Origin of the sequence: Candidatus Reidiella endopervernicosa, assembly GCF_013343005.1 — a bacterium.
Taxonomy (GTDB): Bacteria; Pseudomonadota; Gammaproteobacteria.
This window is the reverse complement of sequence record NZ_CP054491.1, coordinates 1,955,185-1,978,103: the sequence shown is the minus strand read 5'-3', so window position 1 is coordinate 1,978,103 and position 22,919 is coordinate 1,955,185. Positions and strand designations below refer to the sequence as shown.

23 protein-coding genes are annotated in these 22,919 nt (G+C 53.7%); 8 read left to right on the top strand and 15 right to left on the bottom strand.

From position 1 onward, the window contains the following. The first annotated feature begins 2 nt into the window (after positions 1-2). The 4 genes from HUE57_RS11000 to HUE57_RS10985 all read left to right on the top strand — a co-directional run bounded on the left by HUE57_RS11000 (position 3) and on the right by HUE57_RS10985 (position 4,156). Entirely contained in the window at positions 3-1,388 is a 1,386-nt protein-coding gene (locus tag HUE57_RS11000) for a cobyrinic acid a,c-diamide synthase CobB (protein ID WP_078483307.1), read from the top strand. A gap of 39 nt (positions 1,389-1,427) precedes the next feature. Next, positions 1,428-1,745, top strand: a complete 318-nt coding sequence (locus tag HUE57_RS10995; RefSeq protein ID WP_078483306.1) for a HesB/IscA family protein — start codon at positions 1,428-1,430, stop codon at positions 1,743-1,745. 72 nt (positions 1,746-1,817) lie between these two features. Beyond that, entirely contained in the window at positions 1,818-3,476 is a 1,659-nt protein-coding gene (locus HUE57_RS10990; protein ID WP_078483305.1) for an ATP-binding protein, read from the top strand. After that, on the top strand, positions 3,476-4,156 hold the full coding sequence (locus tag HUE57_RS10985; protein ID WP_078483304.1) for a response regulator: 681 nt from the start codon (positions 3,476-3,478) through the stop codon (positions 4,154-4,156). The genes HUE57_RS10990 and HUE57_RS10985 overlap by 1 nt, the downstream gene beginning before the upstream one ends. Here HUE57_RS10985 and HUE57_RS10980 read toward each other — a convergent pair. Beyond that, a complete protein-coding gene (locus HUE57_RS10980) occupies positions 4,147-4,473 on the bottom strand; it encodes a S24 family peptidase (RefSeq protein ID WP_078483303.1) in 327 nt (108 codons plus the stop codon). The two genes, HUE57_RS10985 and HUE57_RS10980, sit on opposite strands and share 10 nt — an antisense overlap. Positions 4,474-4,666: 193 nt before the next feature. Between HUE57_RS10980 and HUE57_RS10975 the strand changes: the two genes are divergently transcribed. The 3 genes from HUE57_RS10975 to HUE57_RS10965 are packed head-to-tail and all read left to right on the top strand — an operon-like array spanning position 4,667 to position 5,696. After that, the gene (locus HUE57_RS10975) at positions 4,667-5,140 is read left to right on the top strand and encodes a rhodanese-like domain-containing protein (RefSeq protein ID WP_078483302.1); all 474 of its coding nucleotides are present in this window, start codon (positions 4,667-4,669) and stop codon (positions 5,138-5,140) included. A gap of 8 nt (positions 5,141-5,148) precedes the next feature. Next, positions 5,149-5,382: a DUF2798 domain-containing protein gene (locus tag HUE57_RS10970; RefSeq protein WP_078483301.1), complete on the top strand. Its 234-nt coding sequence runs from the start codon at positions 5,149-5,151 to the stop codon at positions 5,380-5,382. A 2-nt stretch (positions 5,383-5,384) separates the two neighbouring features. After that, entirely contained in the window at positions 5,385-5,696 is a 312-nt protein-coding gene (locus HUE57_RS10965; protein WP_078483300.1) for a Rieske (2Fe-2S) protein, read from the top strand. On the opposite strand, the gene tsaA is transcribed toward HUE57_RS10965, so the two are convergent. The 14 genes from tsaA to ald form a co-directional block, all read right to left on the bottom strand. Further along, entirely contained in the window at positions 5,693-6,415 is a 723-nt protein-coding gene (tsaA, locus tag HUE57_RS10960) for a tRNA (N6-threonylcarbamoyladenosine(37)-N6)-methyltransferase TrmO (RefSeq protein WP_078483299.1), read from the bottom strand. The two genes, HUE57_RS10965 and tsaA, sit on opposite strands and share 4 nt — an antisense overlap. Positions 6,416-6,482: 67 nt before the next feature. Beyond that, positions 6,483-6,686, bottom strand: coding sequence for a cold-shock protein (locus tag HUE57_RS10955; RefSeq protein WP_078483337.1), 204 nt, complete (start codon positions 6,684-6,686; stop codon positions 6,483-6,485). A gap of 182 nt (positions 6,687-6,868) precedes the next feature. Further along, positions 6,869-8,272, bottom strand: coding sequence for a siroheme synthase CysG (cysG, locus tag HUE57_RS10950; RefSeq protein ID WP_078483298.1), 1,404 nt, complete (start codon positions 8,270-8,272; stop codon positions 6,869-6,871). A 159-nt stretch (positions 8,273-8,431) separates the two neighbouring features. Then, positions 8,432-10,378, bottom strand: coding sequence for a sensor histidine kinase (locus tag HUE57_RS10945; protein ID WP_174673173.1), 1,947 nt, complete (start codon positions 10,376-10,378; stop codon positions 8,432-8,434). Positions 10,379-10,413: 35 nt separating this feature from the next. Then, on the bottom strand, positions 10,414-11,367 hold the full coding sequence (locus tag HUE57_RS10940; RefSeq protein ID WP_174673172.1) for a substrate-binding domain-containing protein: 954 nt from the start codon (positions 11,365-11,367) through the stop codon (positions 10,414-10,416). A 383-nt stretch (positions 11,368-11,750) separates the two neighbouring features. Then, on the bottom strand, positions 11,751-13,031 hold the full coding sequence (gene serS / locus HUE57_RS10935; protein ID WP_078484509.1) for a serine--tRNA ligase: 1,281 nt from the start codon (positions 13,029-13,031) through the stop codon (positions 11,751-11,753). A 3-nt stretch (positions 13,032-13,034) separates the two neighbouring features. Beyond that, positions 13,035-13,355, bottom strand: coding sequence for a DUF190 domain-containing protein (locus HUE57_RS10930; protein ID WP_078484508.1), 321 nt, complete (start codon positions 13,353-13,355; stop codon positions 13,035-13,037). Beyond that, the gene (gene crcB / locus HUE57_RS10925; RefSeq protein WP_078484507.1) at positions 13,352-13,726 is read right to left on the bottom strand and encodes a fluoride efflux transporter CrcB; all 375 of its coding nucleotides are present in this window, start codon (positions 13,724-13,726) and stop codon (positions 13,352-13,354) included. The genes HUE57_RS10930 and crcB overlap by 4 nt, the downstream gene beginning before the upstream one ends. A 95-nt stretch (positions 13,727-13,821) precedes the next feature. Continuing rightward, complete coding sequence (locus HUE57_RS10920) at positions 13,822-14,775, bottom strand: glucosaminidase domain-containing protein (protein WP_078484506.1); 954 nt, start codon at positions 14,773-14,775, stop codon at positions 13,822-13,824. A 172-nt stretch (positions 14,776-14,947) separates the two neighbouring features. Next, a complete protein-coding gene (locus tag HUE57_RS10915; RefSeq protein ID WP_078484504.1) occupies positions 14,948-16,009 on the bottom strand; it encodes a polysaccharide deacetylase family protein in 1,062 nt (353 codons plus the stop codon). A 342-nt stretch (positions 16,010-16,351) separates the two neighbouring features. Beyond that, entirely contained in the window at positions 16,352-17,623 is a 1,272-nt protein-coding gene (locus HUE57_RS10910) for a replication-associated recombination protein A (protein ID WP_078484502.1), read from the bottom strand. An 81-nt stretch (positions 17,624-17,704) separates the two neighbouring features. After that, positions 17,705-18,331: an outer membrane lipoprotein periplasmic chaperone LolA gene (gene lolA, locus HUE57_RS10905; protein WP_078484501.1), complete on the bottom strand. Its 627-nt coding sequence runs from the start codon at positions 18,329-18,331 to the stop codon at positions 17,705-17,707. Positions 18,332-18,390: 59 nt separating this feature from the next. Then, entirely contained in the window at positions 18,391-20,700 is a 2,310-nt protein-coding gene (locus tag HUE57_RS10900) for a DNA translocase FtsK (RefSeq protein WP_078484500.1), read from the bottom strand. A 47-nt stretch (positions 20,701-20,747) separates the two neighbouring features. Next, a complete protein-coding gene (gene ald / locus HUE57_RS10895) occupies positions 20,748-21,806 on the bottom strand; it encodes an alanine dehydrogenase (protein ID WP_078484512.1) in 1,059 nt (352 codons plus the stop codon). 114 nt (positions 21,807-21,920) lie between these two features. Between ald and trxB the strand changes: the two genes are divergently transcribed. Next, positions 21,921-22,880 carry a thioredoxin-disulfide reductase gene (trxB, locus tag HUE57_RS10890; RefSeq protein WP_078484499.1) on the top strand — a complete coding sequence of 320 codons (960 nt, stop codon included), beginning with the start codon at positions 21,921-21,923 and terminating at the stop codon, positions 22,878-22,880. Positions 22,881-22,919: the final 39 nt, after the last annotated feature.

Sequence of the window (22,919 nt, the reverse complement as noted above, 5' to 3'; positions counted from 1 at the left end):
AGATGGGCCATATCATGATCTCGGCGGCCCACAAGTCGTCGGGCAAGACCACTGTCTCAATTGGACTCTGCGCGGCACTCGCCGCGCGCGGTCATAACGTTCGTCCGTTCAAGAAGGGTCCTGACTATATCGACCCGCTCTGGCTTGGTAAGGCATCGGGTAACGGCTGCTATAACCTCGATTTCTACACCATGCAGCCCAACGAGATTGTTACGACCTTTGCAGAGCGATCCTCTCCCGTCGACATCTCCATTATCGAGGGCAACAAGGGGCTCTATGACGGCATGGAGCTCGATGGTAGTAATAGTAATGCTGCGCTTGCCAAGCTGATCAATGCACCCGTTGTGCTGGTGATCGATTGCCAGGGAATTACACGTGGCATAGCCCCCCTACTGCTTGGCTATCAACAGTTTGATAATGAAATCGTTATTGCGGGTGTCATCCTTAATAAGGTTGCTGGCCCTCGTCACGAAACAAAATTACGGCAGGCGGTAGAGCACTACACCAACTTGCCTGTGCTGGGAGCAATTCACCGCAATCGGGAACTGACCATCGAGGAGCGTCACCTTGGCCTGGTACCTAGCAATGAAGCGGGTGGTGCTGAACGTAAGATAGAGAGCATCGCCAATCTTGTTGCTGCACAGGTCGATCTCGACGCTATTATCGAAATTGCTGCCAATGCGAAACCGCTTACCGCAGGCACCCAACAGCAGCCTTCAGCCACAATGGATCTACGTATCGGTGTCGCTCGAGATGCCGCCTTCGGCTTCTATTATGAGAATGATCTCGATGCGATGCGCGCCGCCGGTGCTGAGCCGATCTTCTTCGACACACTCAACGACAAAACACTGCCCGATGTCGACGCACTCTTTATCGGCGGTGGTTTTCCTGAGACCCACATGGCGGCGCTTGAGACCAATAGCGAAATGCGTTCAGCGATCCATGCCGCCATCGAAGCGGATATGCCCGTCTACGCTGAGTGTGGTGGCCTGATGTATCTGAGCCGCTCGCTACAGTGGCAGGGATCGACGGCTGAGATGGTTGGAGCCATTCCAGCCGATACAGTCATGCACCCGCGTCCCGTTGGGCGCGGCTATGTTGAACTCGAAGAGAGTGGACAGGGACCATGGCCACTAACCAACAGTGATAGCCAACCGGGGCAGTTTAAGGGGCATGAGTTCCATTACTCTGCCCTTGAAAACCTACCCGATGGCCTCAACTATGCCTATAACGTGTTGCGCGGCGTCGGTATCGACGGAACGCGCGACGGCATCGTCTATCGTAATCTGCTGGCCAATTATGCTCACCTGCGAGACACTGCCAGCAATCGTTGGATTGGACGCTTTATCGAGTTTGTAAGGCGCTGTAAAAATTCAACAGCGACCTAATCCAGCTGCATCTGATCAGAACCAAGGGGTACTACCACAATGTTGAAAGTCACGAAGAATGCTGCCAAACAGATTCTGGAATCTGCCGAGCAGGGTGAAAACGACGGTCTACCGTTGCGCATTGCAGCTCGTCGCGCCGATGATGGTTCGATTCAGTACGCCATCGGTTTTGATTCACGCCGTGACGGAGACCTTCACTTCGACTCCGAGGGTGTCGATATCGTTATTGACGAGACAGGCAAGGCTCTTCTGCAGGGAACCACCGTCGATTATGTTGAGATGGAGCCAGGTCAGTTCAGCTTTATTTTCCTCAATCCCAACGATCCAAACTTCGTTCCACCCACCGAAGAGGATTAAGACCACAATAATCGGCACCCTGCGCTGATCTGATACAATCAGAGTTTAATCAGCGCCTGGCGGGCAGCACGCATGATCACATCCCAGCCGATAGACGAACAGGAGCATGAAACTGAGGTTGAGGCCCTTGATGAGGCCTACTCTAGTGACTCCGTTCCAAACACACTCCTCTCTCTAGTTAAGCGATTTGGCCTGACTACGGAGTTTGTGCTTCTCCTTGCAATCATCGTAGCCACTATCGGCTGTGCGATCACCGCCCTGCTCTACCCTGAGCAGCGTGACAGTGTAATCACTGTACTGCTACTGCTCTCTGTCACCACCCTACTCACCCTTTTCTTCGCTGCACGCCAGCTGCGCAAAACACTGGTTGAACCAATGCAGCGGGTACATAACTGGGCCTTTGGTATCGCCCACGGCAATCTTGATAACCGCCTTCCGGATTTTGAGTGCGGTGGTTGTAACGAACTCTCGAACAACGTCAATCGCGTCTCTGATGCACTACAAAAACTGACTCACGACATGGACGATGAAGTGCAGAAGAATATGCACTACATCGAACAGAAGACCCGCTCACTTGAGATCCTCTACGACGTAGCCGCCAGCATTAACATCTCACGCGATCTGAATGATTTGCTGATCCGCTTTCTGCATACCCTCAAAGATCTCACCAAGGCGCGTGCCGCCGCGGTTCGACTGCTGACTAACGATCAACACATGAATCTGATCTATAGCATCGGACTTGATGAGAAGGTGGTCGAACAAGAACAGATGATTCCCCTGCAGCGCTGCATGTGCGGCAAGGTCGCCACCGAAGGTGAGGTGATGTGTCAGGAGGATATCAGCACCTGTGGTGAATACGCCGGCCAGGCGTTTTTCACCGACGAGGATGTTCAGATGCTCGCAGTCCCTCTGCAGTATCGCGGCCGCACACTCGGCGTCTACAATCTGTTTGTCGATAAGTCGGTACTCGATGATCTCGAAGATACCAATGCGCTGTTGACCAGTATCGGTCGACACCTCGGTATGGCGATCGAAAAAGCGCATATTGATAATGAGGCGAAAAAACTCTCAATCATTCAGGAACGCACCATGCTTGCCCATGAGCTGCACGACTCACTGGCACAGACACTTGCCAGTCTGCGCTTTCAGGTACGTGTGCTTGATGAGACGCTGCAGCAGAGCGCTGATTTCGAGGCGATCCAGGAGATTGAGCAGATCGAAAATAGTCTCGATGAAGCCTACCTGGAGCTACGCGAGCTGATCGCCCACTTCCGAGCCCCTATCGGCCAACGTGGCCTGATCCCCTCACTCGAGAAGATCATCAAACGCTTTCGAGATGACACCGGTATCGCCACCTTCCTGCAGAAGGAGTGGCAACATGCCAGCCTGCCGACCAACTACGAGATGCAGGTGCTGCGCATCATTCAGGAGTGCCTGGCCAACATACGCAAACACAGCGAGGCGCACGCAGTACGCGTCATACTGCGTTGCGATGCGGCAGGTAACTACATGGTATTGGTCGAGGATGATGGTGTCGGATTTGATAAGCCGATTCTTGATGGTCACCCCGGCGAGCACGTCGGGCTTTCGATTATGGAAGAGCGTGCTCAACACCTGGGTGGACGCGTGAGAATTGAGAGTGAACCGGGTGACGGGACGCGCATCCAGCTCACCTTCCGTTTCAACGAGGGAGTTCAGGTAGAGATTCCCGAGCTACAGGTGATGACCTGATGAAAGTATTGGTAATTGATGATCACGCCCTTTTCCGTGTAGGCCTCGAAGGACTACTAGAGAAACGCGGCATTGAAGTTACTGCCGTGGCCAGCGGTAGCGAGGGACTGGAGATTGCGCCTCAGCTCAATCCCGACGTGGTACTACTCGATATGCGCATGCCCGACATGAGCGGCATAGAAGTGCTGACCAAGGTGCGCAACAGCGGCCTGGAGATGCCTGCTGTGATGCTCACTACCAGTGATGATGAGCAGGACCTGATCGACTCACTACGCAACGGAGCACAGGGTTATCTGCTCAAAGATATGGAACCTGATGAGCTGGTCAGTGCACTACGCAATATCGTCGCCGGAAAGACCGTCATCGCCCCAGATCTGGCCGGAGTACTTGCCAAGGTCGTGCAGCAGGGAGATGGCAGCGCAGACGAAGAGATCGATAATGAAGAGAGTAATCCCTTCTCTGAACTCACCCCACGCGAGAAGGAGATTCTCTGTCTGTTGGCTGAGGGCCAAAGCAACAAGGCCATCGCCCGTAACCTCGGCATAACCGACGGCACCGTAAAACTCCATGTAAAGGCGGTACTGCGCAAACTATCGGTCCACTCTCGTGTCGAGGCGGCCGTCATCGCAGTGGAACAGGGCGTCTGCAACAAGAGTGTCGCAGAGCGCGATCAGGCGTAGAACTTAATATCCTTGCGTTTGCTACTGAACTTCTTCTGCGTAATCTTGCCTTTAATCACATCGAGTCCGCTGATCTCTTCCATCGCATAACTCTCATTGAGTGGCTTAAGGTAAAACTTGTCATCATCAATGATCAGTTGACGAAAAATGTACTCATCGTTGTGATAGGCGATCACATAGCTCTCATTGGCAATCACACCACTCGGCTCGATGATTATAATATCGCCCTCTTTAAATTCTGGCAGCATGCTGTCACCCAATACCATTAACGCATAGGGTTCGTTACCTTCACACTGACTTTGTGCCTGATCACTCATTAGAAACTCCTACAAACTATTCTCAGCCACACTGTGTGGCCTTTAACAATATGGGCGCTATTCTATCAATATCATCGCAAGGCTGCCCGATACACACACCCTTAACGTGCCTACTTATTATGGGTAATTCACTTTTTCCACACAGCCGTGCAACGTACAATACAAATTCAGTCTACTAATTGGTAGGAGAGTTATGCAGCATTTTATCGATCTGATGAAGGATTGCCTTGGTGAGATCAAGGAGATCTTTCCATGGGATTTAGAAGAGTGGTTTGAAGAGGGTAAGGAGTTGATGATCCTCGATGTTCGTGAACCCTACGAGTTCGATGCGATGCATATCCCAAACTCAATTAATGTACCGCGCGGCATTCTCGAGTCGGCCTGCGATTACGACTACGAGGAAACTATTCCTGAACTGGTGCAGGCTCGCGAGAGAGAGATCGTTATCGTCTGTCGCTCTGGCTATCGCAGCATCCTCGCTGCTAGCAGCATGCAACGACTTGGCTATGAGCACGTCTATTCACTGAAAACCGGTGTACGCGGCTGGATGGAGTATGAACAACCGTTGGTCGATACGGATGAAAAACCTGTTGACGAAGATGCTGCCGATGAATACTTCTCAGTACGACTGCGTCCCGAACAGATGTCGAGCCACTACAAAAAATAGTCCAACCCATGAAGCGACTACCACGGCGCTATGCACCCCGCCTCATCGTCCTGTTCACTTCGCTGTTTATGTCCTTCATCATGTCGATGATGATCACCTTGATCAATATCGGTTTTCGTGACGACTACTTTATTCAGTGGATGCGGGCCTTCCCGATCGCCTTTGCGATCGCCTTCCCGGCCCTGCTGATTGTCCTGCCTATCGTACGCAGGCTGGTTGTCCGATTAACCGAGGAGGCATAACGATGCCATTTCACTCTTTAGAAAAAGTGGAAGCGTTGCATGACGGCTATCAACGCAGCTTTGAGGTTAATGGACTGCAGCTATTGTTGATTCATCAACAGGGCAGGAGCTACCTGATAGAGAACCGTTGCGGTCATTTCGGTGTGCCACTGGATAGAGCCACACTCTATGAGCAGAGCATCGAATGCAATCAACACTACATTCGTTTCGATCTCAACAATGGTGAAGTACTGACACCTAACGCCGGACAGTGTGATCCGCTCAGAATCTTTGAAACCGTTATTGAAGATGGGCAGATCGGGTTTACCCTTTAGCCTGTTTTAACCCGTTCGATTTCAAGTACCACGAACAGCCCCTGCTCTACTGACCATTTGATATTCAGATCGAACAGGCGCATCCCAAACTGCTTTCCCTCTTGTGCTGTTTCACGCTGGTAACCCGGACGTGGATCACTCAATAACATCTGTTCGATAATCAATTTAAGGTTATTACACCCTTTCGATTCCAGCTCCTGACAACGGGTAAGTGCACGATCACTGAATCGGATTCCAATTGCTGTGCTTGGTGGCGCTGGAGCATAACCTGCCTTGGCCTCATCAATCACATCGGCATAGGGGAGATAGGGTTTGATATCGATTACCGGTGTACCGTCAAGAATATCCACCCCGCTAAGATTGAGCACCACACCACTGCTCAGATCGATCGAATCGAGTGCAACGACCGAAAGCCCAACTGGATTCGGTCTGAAATTTGACCGGCTTGCGAAGACGCCGACTCGTTGATTACCACCGAGTCGTGGTGGTCGTACCATCGGCTTCCACGCTTCCATCATGCTCTGATTAAAGAGGAACAGAATCCAGAGATGAGAGAAACCATCCAGTCCGCGAATGGCCTCTTCACGATTGTAGGGTGGATGTAACTCCAACTTTGCGGGTGCCTCGCGAATCAGGCCCGGCTGTCTGGGCGTACCAAACTTCTCCTTAAAACAGGAGTGCACCTCCCCAATCACATTAAACGAAACTGGATCTACCATCTCTATACCCCAACAACGAAAAACCCCGCAGGAGCGGGGTTCTCGAAGCAAACTTGAAGACGTCTAGTTACTGAGGAACGACGTTGCTAGCCTGCAGTCCTTTCGGGCCATCTTCAATATCAAACGATACGCCCTGCCCCTCTTCCAGCGACTTATAACCGTCACCCTTGATAGCAGAGAAGTGTACAAATACATCTTCACCACCGTCAGCCGGTGCGAGAAAGCCGAATCCCTTGGAATTGTTAAACCACTTAACTGTACCTGTTGCCATGTTACTTACCTCAAAAATTTTGTCATACACACTACTTACTGACTATAACAGCTGGAGGGGAAGCCCAGAGCGAAAAGCAGAGCACTTCAGATCCTTCATTACAGTGTTCTCGAGTGTAGCGCTGTTTTATTACAATAACTACACAACAGAAAAAAATATTTGCATGCGTAAATAAAGCCAGCCTATTGCTTCTCACCCGCCTCTTCATCGGAGGTAAACCAGTTGAGTCGCTCATGCAGACGCACCACATCCCCGACAATAATCAGGGTTGGTGGCTTGATAGTGGTTCCTTCAATAATCTGCGGCATGGTCGACAATGTGCCGGTGTATACACGCTGACGTGGAGTGGTCGCCTGCTGAACCAGAGCGATTGGCAGGTCAGGTGACAGGCCATTTTCGATCAGTTTCTCGCAGATCACCGGCAGTCCCTTCAGTCCCATATAGAAGACGATGGTCTGCTGTGGTTGTGCCAGCCCCTTCCAGTTGAGATTCATTGAGCCATCCTTGAGATGGCCCGTGACAAAGACGACCGACTGAGAGTAGTCACGATGGGTCAGCGGGATACCGGCATAGGATGAGGCGCCCAGTGCGGCGGTGATCGCCGGGACCACCTGGAAACTGACGCCATTGGCGGTAAGGGTATCGATCTCCTCACCACCGCGGCCAAAGACAAAGGGGTCACCGCCCTTGAGACGACAGATGCGTTTTCCCTGCTTGGCCAGATCGACCAATAGTTGGTTGATCTGATCCTGCGGTACGGAGTGGTTATCACGCTCCTTACCGACGTAGATACGCTCGGCATCACGACGACAGAGATCGAGCACCTCTTTCGAGACGAGGCGGTCGTGAACCACAACATCGGCCTGCTGCATCAGGCGCAGTGCCCTGAAGGTGAGCAGGTCGGGATCACCCGGGCCACCACCCACCAGATAGACCTCACCCGGCATCTCCACCTCACCACGTTCGATTGACGCTTCCAACTCACGTCTGGCGGCATCATCCTTACCGGCAAAGACCAATTCAGCCACACGTCCCTGCAGCACCCCTTCCCAGAAACCGCGACGTGAGTTGACGTCATCGAAGCGTCCCTTCACCGCATCGCGAAAACCCTCGACCATAGATGCGAGTCGCCCGTATGCAGATGGGATCAGTGATTCGAGACGGGCGCGAAGCAGACGCGCCAATACCGGTGAGACACCACCGGTTGAAACAGCAATCTGTACTGGTGAGCGGTCGATGATCGATGGCATCACGAATGTACAGAGTGACGGATTGTCGACTACATTCACCGGCAGTGCGCGAGCCTGCGCCAGTTCAGAGACCTGTCGATTAACGGCCTCATCATCGGTTGCCGCGATAACCAGTACCACGTCCTCGAGATCGCTCGCCTCAAAACCAGCCTCACGATGTTTAACACGGCCGCTATTGGCCCAGGCCTGCAGCGTATTGGCCAACTCTGGCGCCACTACAGTGAGATCGGCTCCGGCATCGAGCAGCAGGGAAGCCTTACGAGAGGCGACCTCTCCTCCCCCAACAACGAGGCAGCTACGCCCCTTCAGGTTCATAAAAATCGGCAGGAAATCCATCAGAAATACTCGCTTAATACATTGAATGCGGAAAGGGGGAATATTCTACCCGTTTCCCACTCGGCAACCTAGCCCCTATTCAATGCTCGGGTATTAACAACCATCTGTTTTACAATGAATTAAAGAAGAATATTGAGGGGAGTGAGGCGATTGTATCGGTTATCCCATCTTTTTGAGTAGCGGTTGCTCAAATCGACCGATCTCCACCCAGAAGGTACTACCCTGACCCGATTCACTCTCAAACCCAAGAGTACCGCCCATCAACTCGGCAATTCGCTTAGATATCACCAGACCAATTCCCGTACCCTCAATGTGTGTGCCTTCTGCCTCAATTCGGTTAAACGCTTCAAACAGCTCATCCTGGCGCTCTTTGGGAATCCCCAGCCCGTTATCGGTCACACTGATTCGATAGAAACAGTCGTGAACCGGTTCCGCGGTGATCGCAATGAAACCGCCACGACGATTATATTTAACGGCATTAGAGAGCAGATTGAGCAGAACCTGTTTGAGTCGAACCTTATCTGCATTGAGAATCACCGCTGATAATTGAGACGGCTCAACGCGCAGTGTCAGCTCACGGTTTGCCGCCAGCGGGTTCATCATCACCATGCACTCACTGACCAGATCGCCAAGGTTCACCTCACCAAAGCTAATATCGAAGCGACCCGCCTCAATCTTGCTCAAATCGAGCACATCATTGATCAGTTCAAGCAGGTGCATACCAGACTTGTAGATATCGGACACCATCTGGGCCTGTGACTCATCCAGCTCCTCCAGTTCGAGCACCTGTGAAAAGCCAAGAATCGCGTTGAGTGGTGTACGTAGTTCATGACTCATATAGGATAGGAACTCTGACTTGGCGCCACTGGCAGCAATCGCCTCCTCACGTGCCTGCTCCAGCTCACGTTCACGCAGTAGTCGCTCAGCAATTTCCCCTTTGAGCATGGCATTAAAATGCTCCAACTCACTCTTACCCTTCTGCAGTCGTTCAGCCAGCTGCTCACTCTCCTCCATCTTCTTATAGAGACTATCTCTCGCATCAACGATCTCGTGCGAGAACTTGCGAAAATAACCATCAAGCACATCGATCTCATCACCGCGCTGGTCGATAGGCAGCTCAATATCGAGAAAGGTGTCGGAAAACTTGACCACATCCTGAGTCAGATTATTGATACGTTGCGCGAGCCAGAGACTCAGCAGCGCAAAGGAGAGCACCAGCACAAAGGCCGTAAAGACGCGTTGCCTCTGACTCTCTGACACCACTCTTTCAGCGAGTCGCTTCGCATTAGCCGTCGCTATGAAAGAGGCAAACTGGATATTGAGATCGGAGGCACCATAATCGAAAAATGATTTACCAGTGAGCAAGAAGCGACTGCCCAGCACTTCGGTCTTACTACCCGCTTCGATCATTTGCTCGTCGCTACTAAAGAGCACAACACCGGTATCGGGATCAATTAATGCGAGAACCGTATCTTGTGGAACCTGAGTGCTAACTTCCTTGAGAAACTGATTATCGATCGGACTGATCAACATCAGCGTCACCTCGCCCTGCGCACCTTTCACCGATTGAGCCGCGATCACATAGGGTGCAGCATCAATCATGGTCATATAGGCCTGGTTATGGCTCATTCTGCGCAACAGACTAACCGGGCCGGTTAACGTTGAAGCCAGCTCACCGCCCTCGTGCTGGTCAGGCGGCGCGTTATGATAGATCTCATGCACACGCCCCTCAGGACCAATCAATAACGCGTAACGCGACTTAAACATCGCACGCATCACTGAGGCGCGCGGCAACCAGGCGGCACGATTTCCCATATGGTAATAACTAGGTGCTAGCGTGCTTTCGGACCAACTCTTCTGCTCAACATAATCGAGGAAGTGCTTCTGCGAGATAATAATGCGAGCAGCGATATTGGCCTGCTGCACATGTTGATCAAAGAAACGACGATCATCGACCGCATATAGCTTCAGCTCTCGTTGCGCCTCTGCCATCAGCGTCTCTTCAAGAGCACGACTCTGCAGATAGTCGAGAATAATAGAGAGCACAACACCGACAGAGAGTGTTAGCAGCAGTACCTTGGTTGTGATCGACCACTTTCGAAACATAAATACGATCTACACCGATTGATGGAAGGCTGACATTAGCGTGGTTCACCGACTAGTTCGTCACCATCAAAACGCCAGCCGGCACGACGAAGTACCGCTGCTGGGATAATGACAAAATCGGGATCAACCGCACCGATGTTCCGCTGTATATGTTCAATCAGTGCATCGGCCCGTTCATTGTGAACCGCCTCACCCGACCAGCTAGTGATGTTGTAGGTCCGGTAGATTGGGTAGCGCCCCGAGATCAAGGCTGCACGCTCAGTCGGCATCGCTCCATTGATAGCAATCAATTTGACCGGAGCGACCTTTGCATAGCGCTTGGTCATCCAGACACTCTCATAACCAATCGCCTTAGGGTTGCTCGCCACGGTAGTGAGCATATCTTCGATGGCGCTCACCTCGAAGAGAGAAACACTGAACATATCCTCATTATCGAGCAACAACCGCCAGTGCCCCGGTCGGGCCTTGCAGTGGAGTCGTGCAACCGGCTCAACCTGGTTACCAGCAAGTCCCTGCGCAAGGGGAGTGATTCGATTCCACTGGCCGATATTGCCACGGTAGATATCGCGCGCCTGCTTGATCGTCAGCCCCTTGACCGGGTTATCGGGATGGGTAAAGAAGGCAACAGCGGAGATTCCCAGGGTGTGAAACTTCACCCCTGGTAGGCGATCAGTCTCACCTGGCGGGCAGCAGAAACCGGCGATATCGACCCGCTTGTCGAGCAGAGAACCTGCAGAGATACCACAGGTTCCCTCCTTCACCGCGATCTTTATCCCCTGAGCCTTACCGTAGTCATTAATGATGGGTAACAGCGCTGGATAGAGGTGCTGGTCGAGGGTGATGGAGATATCGGTTCCTTCAGGTACCTTCTCATACTTGATCGCCTTCGAATGCCAACCGTCCTCCATATGCTCAGTATGATCTGGTGTTGAGAAGGCTGGTCCAGAGAGTGAGCCTCCCCTGCTCTGCCAGGGTCGGGTTGGAAACAAGAGACAGCAGCAACAGCGATAGGAGCAGGGGAACTGACGATATGAAGCGGTCATCTTATTGCTAATTGCTACATTCACCATTAAAACCTCACTATTCGTCAGAAATAACCCACGTTTCCAGAAAAACGAACTCCGATAGCTAGAAGATAGCCTGAATCACTCCCATTCACACTAATCATGAAGGGGTACTGGAACAGAGTTCACTATTTGGAAAGCAAGAAGCAATCCAACTTGCTGTAATCAATGGAACTAATTGTAAGCCCCTATTTACCTTACAAAAACAGTGGATAGACCGGTTGACAGGCATCTTTGACATAAAAAGCTGCCACCCATGACAGATAGCAGCTTTGCCAGTAACAGATAATGTCACATGCGTCGCATTGTCATGACGCGACCAAGCGCTCAACACCCCCCATATAGGCACGTAGCACTTCAGGAACGACAATCGAGCCATCCGCTTGCTGGTAATTCTCCATCACGGCAACCAGTGCGCGACCGACCGCAAGCCCAGAACCATTGATGGTATGCGCCAATTCGGGTTTCTTCGTCTCAGGATTACGCCAGCGCGCCTGCATACGACGTGCCTGGAAGTCCTGGAAGTTTGAACAGGAGGATATTTCACGATACTTGCCCTGCCCTGGCAGCCATACTTCGAGATCGTAGGTCTGTGCCGCTGAGAAGCCGATGTCGCCAGCGCAGAGATTGACCACCCGATAGGGAAGTTCGAGTCGTTTTAGTACCTCCTCCGCATGGCCAGTCAGAGTCTCAAGGGTAGCCATTGAGTCCTCAGGCCGGACGATCTGTACCATCTCTACCTTCTCAAACTGGTGCTGGCGAATCATGCCGCGGGTATCGCGACCATAGGATCCAGCTTCGCTACGGAAACAGGGGGTATGAGCGGCGAACATAAGCGGCAGGCGATCGGCATCAATGATCTCATCACGAACGATATTAGTGACCGGAACCTCGGCGGTCGGAATCAGGTAGTACTCCTGTTCGCCACTGAGTTTGAACAGATCCTCTTCAAACTTAGGCAACTGGCCAGTGCCACGCAACGAATCGGCGTTAACCAGATAGGGCACATAGGTCTCGGTATAGCCATGTTCAGCGGTATGAAGATCGAGCATGAACTGAATCAGCGCCCGGTGCATACGTGCCAGTGGCCCGGTCATTAGCGAGAAGCGGGAACCGGTCAGCTTGGCAGCCGTATCAAAATCCATCAGTCCCAGCTCAGCACCGAGATCGACATGATCCTTCGGTTCAAAGTCGAATGACTTAGGCTCGCCCCAGCGTCGGATCTCGACGTTATCCTCCTCATCTTTGCCATCGGGAACAGAGGCATCCGGGATATTGGGAATCCCCATCAGGATCGCATTAAGCTCATCCTGTACTCCCGCCAGACGGGTCTCGGCCGCCTTCAGCTTCTCCCCCATGTCAGCGACCGCATCAAGCAGTGGTTGGATGTCTTCACCCTGTGCCTTCGCCTTGCCGATCGCCTTGGAGCGACTGTTGCGCTCTCCCTGCAGAGTCTGAGTCTCAACCTGAATCGCCTTTCGCTCACCCTCCAGGCGTGCAATGGCATCGGTATCGAGCGTATAACCACGACGCGCAAGCTGTACCGCCGTCTCTTCTAATTCATTACGTAGTCTTTTTGGATCGAGCATCTCTTAATCTTCTTCGTTACTGTTTATCAGCGCCGGCCAGCTTAGCATGTGGCCTACCTTAATCGTGTCGCCAAGATGGTCGAGAACCGCCTCGATCTTCTCCGGCTTATCAAAAAATTCCACCACTACCGGCAGGTTGAGCGAAAGGTCGATGAGCTTGCTGCTATGCACCTCACCAGAATCGCCATAGCCGGCGATACCGCGAAACACGGTTAGTCCACGTAGGTGTTCCCAGTCGTGCAGCCGTTTCATCAGATTCTCGAGCTGCGCCTCTCCCTCATTGAGATAGATCCGCACCACCGTGACGTTCTGCCCATTACTCATAACGCTCTCCCAACGACCAGCCCCAGCCATGCAGCAGCCACACACGCCACCACGCTGAGCACCATATTGATAACTGCCTTGAACAGCTCACCCGCTTCAATCAGGGTCAGTGTTTCGATAGAAAAGGTAGAGAACGTAGTAAAGGCGCCCAGCAGCCCCACCATCAGGGCGGCGCGCCACTCAACTGACACGTTAAGGCGCTCGATCAGCAGCACATAGAGAAACCCCATCAGCAGACTACCGAGGATGTTGACCGCCAGAGTACCGTAGGGGAAACCACGTCCGAGCAGGCTGTAGACCCCACCCGAGACCCAAAATCGGAGCAACGCACCTACAGCGCCACCTCCGGCAATAGCTAAAATTTGGGTCATAGTCGGCTTTGCATCGATTACCTTGGATATTGGGCGACTATTCTACCCAACTCGTAACACCACGCCACTACTGATAACCGTTTTGGGGTAATGAATCAGGAGCTTGAAACAGGTTGGCGGAATCGTTCTAGTTCATTCGTAGAGATAATTGAGCGGATGATCTTCACATACTCATCTCCCTTAGCTGAGTATCGCACCAGACCAGCTGCCATCAGCGCGCCATCCAACTCACCACCGCTTCGGCGCAACTCAGCACGAATCTCACGCAACGGTTGATAGGCGGAGTGGCTGTTGAGCAGATTTAAGTAGTGGCGCACCGACTCACCCAGTGAATCGTATTTACGCACCAGATGTTTCTGCCCTTCACTACGGCCCTTCGGCACCAACCCCTTAGAGGCGTCATAGGTCCAGATGCCAAACAGGTTAAGTGCCTCGCGAGCAAAACGCGACTCACCCCACGCCGATTCATTGGCCGCCTGGGCAAGAGCCAGCTCAACAGGAATGATATCGACTCGCTGTAGCAGCGCCTCACGCTGAGAGAGAGGATCCCCCTTGACGCGATACTGTTTTGCAATCTTGTGAATACGATTCAATTCACCATCGGTGAGCACCCCACCAGCCGCTACAGAATCGAAAAGAGTAATGAGTTCCGCACGAACCTCGGCAATACGTCGATTTTCAACTTCGACCAGTGGTACCAGCTTGTTGATAAATGTCGTCTTCTTACCACCACTCTTTTGAACAATCACAGGTGGATGGTTAACCGCACCCTTGGCATCACTCTTCATCTTGCTGGGTCTCTTAGCGGGATTAACTGTTTTCCCAAGCGCCTTGGACTTTAATTGCTGTGCAGGGGGCGTTGGATAGGGGTATCCACCATAGCGGTATCTGTAGGGTGAATAGTAGGACTGAGGCGCATAGTTCACTGGTGCGACATATGCTGGATAACCCGTGTAGGCAACACGCTGTGGATAGTAACGCTCCGCCCAGACGCTGGTCTGCGTCATCGCCATCAATAGACCGACAAATAGAATCCTACGACTAACCATAACAAGCTCTCAAACAGTAGCTGGCAACAAGTCGCAGAGTATATCAGTATTTGCTTATTTTATAATCTTTCCTGTTATTTTAGGGGATGATGTAGGGCGTCATGAACATCTGATCCAAGATGAACACACCACCCAGGCACACAATCCTCATAAGCAGTGACCACCACCACGGCTATTCGCGATACCAACTACCGTCACTGTTACGCCGAATCCAGTTCTGGCTATACCAGAAGTAGCGGTTCATTTTGTTATGCCGAACGGTGCAGTTGTAGCGGCTGCGTCCTACCGGCAGCGCTGACTTCGCCATGACCGTCAACAGCCCTGCCTGGTAGCTCACATCACCTTTCCCTTGCCCAGTGATGAAGCAGCTGATCGCGTCAGGATTAAACGCCCCTGCATTGAGCTTAAGAGACAGAATGGGTAGTTCGAGCTGATTCGGTAACAGCGGATCAACCTCACCTTGCCCATTAACTGGCAGCGGCAGGGTGTTGAGTTTTTCGATAAAGCCCGCCATCTCAGTGTAGGGGCCTGCCATGGGAAAACGCGGTAGTGCACGCCGATCACTCAAGGGTCCAATGGGCCCCGATTGCTGGCCAAACCCGACATATCCAAGCTCTCCCACTAGCTGTCGAAGCGCATAGTCATACTCGCCATAGGGGTAGACAAAGAGCTTGGGCGCCCTACCCAACTCCTCCTGCAACCGCTGCTGAGCCTTGTCGATATCTGCAATTACCCGGAGACGCCACTGCGACTCCGGCTCCCCTGCTCGGCGCCTTATCAGATGATCATGTGATGCCGTATGGTTAGCGAAGGCAACACCCGAGCGTTGCATCTCGCGCATCTGCTCCCAGCTCAGATAGGGGCGTAGACCACTATCGACCGCATCGCTATTTACAAACACGGTCATTGACCAGCCGCGTCGTTTTAATCGTGGCCACGCCTCGCTATAGATCGAATCGTAGGCATCATCGACCGTGATCGCGATAGTCTTATCCGGTACCACATCACCCTGCAGGACAGCATCTACTACCCTTTGCAGCGGCCAGACTGTGAAATCATTCTGTTCTAGATAGTTAAGCTGCTGCTCAAAACGCTCTGGAGAGATAGAGGTTGATCGCGGCGTGGTATCGCTAAAATGGTGGTACTGAAGAATTACCGCAGATTCAGCAGCATGGACTAACGAAATAGTGGTTAGCAGTAGAGAAAGAAGAACGGGGAAGAGACGACTCATCATTTTCACTATTGAGCCGAATATCGACTGTTGATTTACAGGATACAGTCTCTATCTACAACGACCGCCAATATCCCCACTCGTCTTACAATCCTTCACGTAATACTCACCCGCCACCTCGGCGTGCTGGCGCGTCGGATAGGGCCCCATGATTTTCCCCCTGCCCCGCAATTTAAGATACCAGCCGGGTAAGGCATAGAGCGGACTGACCCTGAAGTAGCGATCGCTGAAGCGTTGGAAATTTTTCTCTGACATCAATAGACCTCAGAATTATTAGTTATTATTGATCAGGGATTTCTACAACATGTTTCGCCTGGTGGCAAGGTCCATCACCACTAGGCGTGGTTATTTGCCCGCTTTTCTGTCCAGGTCACGCAGATGCGCCAGTTTTTCACCGATCTTCTGCTCCAAACCACGAGCCACCGGCTGGTAGTAACTGACCGCCGACATCTCCTCCGGGAAGTAGTGTTCACCTGCGGCATAAGCCTCAGGCTCATCGTGTGCGTAACGGTAAGCGTGACCGTAACCGAGCTCCTTCATTAGTTTGGTCGGCGCGTTGCGCAGGTGAATCGGCACCTCCAGCGAACCATGCATTCGTGCATCACTCATCGCTGCCTTATAGGCCATGTAGACCGCATTACTTTTCGCAGCGCAGGCCATATAGACAATTGCCTGAGCAATCGCCAGCTCCCCTTCGGGGCTACCGAGCCGCTCCTGCACCTCCCAGGCATCGAGTGCCAGCTGCAACGCCCGCGGATCGGCGTTGCCGATATCCTCAGAGGCCATGCGTACTACCCGTCGGGCGATATAGAGTGGATCACAACCACCATCAACCATGCGAGCAAACCAGTAGAGCGCTGCATCGGGATTGGAGCCACGCACCGATTTGTGCAGTGCCGATATCTGGTCATAAAACGCCTCTCCTCCCTTATCGAAGCGTCGCACACCTCCAGCAATCACCTCGGTAAGGAGTGCCTCATCGATCTCACCCGTCTCGCCACGACTGGCCGCCAGTTCAGCAACGATCTCGAGAAAATTGAGTGCCCGACGTGCATCGCCATCAGCTGCCCCAGCCAGACTATCTCTGAGCTCATCACCCATCTCGATGCCACTGGCAGCGATACCACGCGACTCATCGCTCAGTGCCCGGTCGACGATCTGCCGAATCTCTCCACTGCCGAGTGACTTCAACACATAGACACGCGCCCGTGAGAGCAACGCATTGTTCAGTTCGAAGGAGGGATTTTCGGTGGTGGCGCCGATGAAGGTGAGCGTGCCGTCCTCAACGTAGGGAAGAAAGGCATCCTGCTGCGCCTTATTAAAACGATGTACCTCATCGACAAAGAGAATGGTGCGACGCCCCTCAGCCAGGGCCTGTTTCGCTTGATCAACAGCACTTCGTATATCCTTCACCCCACCGAGTACGGCGGAGATACTAAGAAACTGCGCACCACAGTAGTGGGCGATCAGCCGCGCCAGGGTTGTCTTGCCGGTACCGGGAGGCCCCCAGAAGACCATAGAGTGGAGTCGGTCCCCTTCGATTGCCTGACGTAGTGGTTTACCCTCAGCAAGCAGGTGGGACTGGCCCACGTACTCTTCAAGCAGCTGTGGACGCATCCGGTCGGCGAGCGGCCGGACATCGGCCTCTGATTCAAAAAGGGAATTCAATGGTCTGCCTGGCTCGTGGATACTCTGGAATTAGTCGAGGATCTCACTGCCAATGATCACATCGACACCCTCGGCAGGGACGAATTGAAACTGGCTCGGATCAAGCTCCGCATTGAGCTGAAGCGAGCTGAACTCAATATGGGTCGTAGAGCCGAAATTATCGAGGACCGCCATCGCCGCCAGCTCGTTTTCGGTCATCGCGATGCGAATCTCCTTATACTCACCGTCCTCCTGGATCGGCGTCAGTCGTACCCAGCGCCGCTCACCCTCCATCGCAAACTCCTCGACAAAGAAGTGGCGCTCCAACGGCTCATCTCCGGTTAGCAGCATCGCCGGGCTGGAGGCAAACGCCTTATCGACTGACTTCACCGTGGCCTGAGCGAGCTCACTGTCGAAGAACCAGATCCGCTCTCCATCATCGATAATCAGCTGCGGATAGGGTGTGTGGTACTCCCAGCGAAAACGTCCGGGGCGTTGCAGGCTGAAACGACCACTGCTCTGCTGCTGCACCACATCACGCTCATCGGTCAGTGTCTGTACAAAACTCGCCTGCAGAGTCCGGGTATTCTCAAGAAATGCGCGCAGCCGCTGCTCCCCCTCACCGGCAAACAGCAGGGTTGGGAAAGTTGCGATCAGGATTATCAGAAACTTCTTCATCAGTGGAAAATTCTCTCTAATGCGCCTCTCTCTGAGAGACTGCCGACCACTCGAATCGTTCAATTCTTGGGTGGTGGCGGTGCCAGCACCTCGCGACTGCCGTTGGACTGTAGTTCACCAACGATACCGGCCAGCTCCATATCCTCGATCATACGCGCAGCACGGTTATATCCGATTTTAAGACGACGCTGCACACCGGAGATCGAGGCTCGACGCGTCTCGGTGACGATACGTACCGCCTCATCGTAGAGCGGATCACTCTCGGCATCACCACCCGCAGGTGCCTCACCCGGCAGCATCGTCGACGGGTCACTCGACTCCTCGAGGATCTCTTCGAGATACTGCGGCTCACTGTTTGCCTTGAGGTTATCCACCACACGATGCACCTCCTGATCGGAGACAAAGGCACCGTGAATACGCACCGGCAGGCCGGTACCGGGTGCGAGATAGAGCATATCGCCGTGACCGAGTAGCTGCTCGGCACCACCCTGATCGAGAATGGTGCGCGAATCGATCTTGGTCGAAACCTGGAAGGCGATACGGGTCGGGATATTGGCCTTGATCAGACCGGTAATAACATCGACCGAAGGGCGCTGGGTGGCAAGAATCAGATGGATACCAGCGGCACGTGCCTTCTGTGCCAGTCGTGCAATCAGCTCTTCAACCTTCTTGCCAACCACCATCATCATGTCGGCGAACTCGTCGACCACCACCACGATATAGGGAAGGTGCTCAAGACTGGGTGGCGTCATCTCCATGCTCTCTTCGGGCTTGAAGAGTGGATCGGGGATCGGGGTACCCTCCTCCTCTGCATCCTTCACCTTGCGGTTGTAACCGGCAATGTTGCGCACACCGAGTGCGGCCATCAGCTTGTAGCGTCTCTCCATCTCGCCAACGCACCAACGCAGCCCATTGGCCGCCTCTTTCATATCAGTCACAACCGGAGTGAGCAGATGCGGGATCCCCTCATAGACCGAGAGCTCCAGCATCTTTGGATCGATCAGGATCATGCGTGCATCTCTCGGTGAGCTCTTGTAGAGCAGACTGAGAATCATCGCATTGACCGCCACCGACTTACCCGAACCGGTGGTACCGGCCACCAGTAGATGCGGCATCTTGGCCAGATCAGTGACCGACGGCAAACCGCCAATATCCTTGCCCAGGGCCAGGGTGAGCGGGGAACCCGCCTTATCGTAATCACGCGATTTGAGGATCTCGGAGAGCACCACCATCTCACGATGCTCATTGGGGATCTCGATACCGATTACCGACTTACCAGGAATGACCTCGACCACGCGCACGCTGATCACTGAGAGCGAACGAGCCAGATCTTTGGCCAGGTTGGTGATCCGACTGACCTTCACACCAGCCGCCGGCATCATCTCAAAACGGGTAATGACCGGTCCCGGGTGGACCGCCGTCACCTCCACCTCGATGCCAAAGTCAGCCAGCTTCAGCTCCAGCTGCCGCGACATCGCCTCCAGCACCTCGGGAGAGAAGCCCTTATCGAACGGCTGCTCCTCATCGAGCAGCGCCAGCGGCGGTGTGGTGCCATCGTTGGGCACATCAAAGAGCTGCACCTGCCGCTCCTTCTCAACCCGCTCACTCACCTCCACCTTCGGCTTCGGTTTATGGATCTCGATCTTCGGCGCAGTGCGACGTTTCTTACGCTCCTTGACCACCTTGACCGTCTCTTCACGCTCCTTGCGCGCACGGTGGGCGACCAGATTCTCACGCAGGGTACGAATCTTCGCGATGCTGCGATCGACCAGTTCAAGTGTAATTCGGCCAGTGGCGTCCATCACCTTGAGCCAGGAGAGGCCGGTAAAGAAGGTGACACCGATCATAAACAGGGTAAAGAGAAAGAGACTCGAACCCAGTGGGCTCAGCACCCCTACCAGTCCGCCACCGACCACCTGACCCAGTACCCCGCCGCCATCGAGTGGCAAGCCGGTTGAGAGGTGTGCGAGATGAAGTGAGGCCAGACCACAGCCACCGGCAAGGGTGAGTAGAAAACCGCTCCAGCGCATCGCAAACAGGTGGGTATCGAAACCACTGCCATCGGGATTGATGCGATAGACGATCAGACCACTGATCGCCACCATAATCGGGAAGAGATAGGCGAGATAACCGAACAGGTAGAGAAAGACATCGGCAAACCATGCACCCACCCGACCACCGCCATTAGCGATCACTTCGACCACTCCGCTGTGCGACCAACCCGGATCGGTGGGGCTGTAGCTGAAGAGCGCCAGCAGTAGATAGAGCGCTAAGGCTGCAAGCAGAAACAGCGCCGCCTCACGCAGACCACGAGTGACGTAGGTACCTATCGGTTGTTCATCAGCAGATTTGCGACGCGCCTGACCCAAGATTAATCCTTGTTATTAAATATATTTCTTAAGCTAATTATAATTTTCTAATCGATCAACGCAGGATGTACCAGTGCGCCGTCTGCGACATTGATACCGCGTCGCAGCACCTCATTTTCACGCCATCCCTGCTCAGCAATCTGCTGCACAAAGGGGATCAGTGAGGCCGAAAGTGCCTGTGAAGCAGAACGTGGAACCGCCCCTGGCATATTGGTTACACCGAAGTGGAGCACCTCCTCCCAGAGAAAGGTCGGAGCCTCATAGGTAGTTGGCTGGGTAGTCTCGACACAGCCACCCTGATCGACCGAGATATCGACAATCACGCTACCGGCACTCATCTGCCTAACCATCTCGGCTGAGACGATATGCGGCGCCCTGGCACCCGTTACCAATGCGGCACCAACCAGCAGATCGGCACTGGCGACCGCATCACGAACGCTCTCCGGGTAGGGGTAGAGACCGGTGACGTTGTTACCCAGTGCGCGCATCCGCTCCAGCTTGGTCCGTTTTCGATCAAAGACGGTCACCTCGGCACCCATCGCCGCCGCCATTGCCGCCGCATTGCCACCGGCAGTACCACCACCGATTACCACTACACGCCCCCGTTCAGCAGCAGGCAATCCTCCCATCAACAGCCCTTTGCCACCTTGCGGCTGCTGCAGCAGGTTGGCACCAATCTGTATCGAGAGTTTGCCAGCGATGTCGCTCATTGGTGCCAGTAGCGGCAGATAGCCGTTCTGCTCCTCTACCGTTTCGAAGGCGACGGCAGTCAGGCCGATCTTCAGTAGTCGCTCGGTTAGCTGCGGTGCAGCAGCGAGATGGAGGTAGCAGAAGAGCTGATGATCGGCACGCAGATGGTCGAGATCACCATCAATCGGCTCCTTGACCTTCACAATCAGCTCCGCTTCACCATAGAGCGTTGCCGCATCGGGTACGACATTCACCCCAACACGCTGGTAATCATCATCGCTATAACCACTCAGCTGACCGGCCTTTTGCTCGATATAGAGCGTATGTCCACGGCCAACCAGATCGGCACAGGCCGCCGGTATCAGCCCGACACGCCCCTCCTTCGCCTTGATTTCTCGTGGTACGCCGATGCGCATCTTCAATCCTTTACCCTGAGGGCCAGATTACGTAATATTATCGGTTGCTTATATTTCTTTATTAGTCCGCCTGAGCGGCACTTACCACAACCGAGAAAGTTGGAGTCATTATACATGAGCGACACCAAGCATTGCCGTCTTCTGATCCTCGGATCGGGCCCCGCTGGATACACCGCCGCTGTCTACGCAGCACGCGCCAATCTCAACCCGGTTATTGTTACCGGCATGCAGCAGGGTGGCCAGCTCACCACCACCACCGAGGTCGACAACTGGCCGGGCGGTGCCGAGGGTCTGCAGGGTCCACAGCTGATGCAGGACATGCTGGCCCACGCTGAGCGCTTCAACACCGAGGTACTCTTCGACCACATTACCGAGACCGATCTCTCCAAGCGCCCTTTCACTCTTAAGGGCGATAGCATGACCTACACCTGCGACGCATTGATCATCGCCACCGGTGCCTCGGCCATGTATCTCGGCCTCGACTCCGAAGAGGCATTCAAGGGCAAGGGTGTCTCCGGTTGTGCCACCTGTGACGGCTTCTTCTACCGTGGCCAGAAGGTCGGCGTGGTCGGTGGCGGTAACACCGCTGTTGAGGAGGCGCTCTACCTCTCCAACATCGCTGCCGAGGTGACCCTGATTCACCGTCGTGACGAGTTCCGCTCAGAGAAGATCCTGATCGACCAGCTGATGGATAAGGTTGAGAACGGCAACATCAAGCTCGAGCTCTATCAGGAGATCGACGAGGTGCTGGGTGACGACTCCGGTGTAACTGGCGCCCGCCTAAAGAATAGCAAGGACGGCTCGACCAAGGATATCGAGCTGATGGGACTCTTCATCGCCATCGGCCACAAACCCAACACCAATATTTTCGACGGTCAGCTCGATATGGACCACGGCTACATCAATACCCGCAAGGGCAGCGATGCCAACGCCACCGTCACCTCTATCGATGGTGTCTACGCCGCTGGCGATGTAGCAGATCCGATCTACAAGCAGGCGATCACCTCAGCGGCTTCGGGTTGTCAGGCCGCGCTCGATGCCGAGCGCTTCCTCGACAATCTCGATAAGGGCTGATCGAGCGCCCCATAGTTAATCTCGTGGGGAAAAACCGAT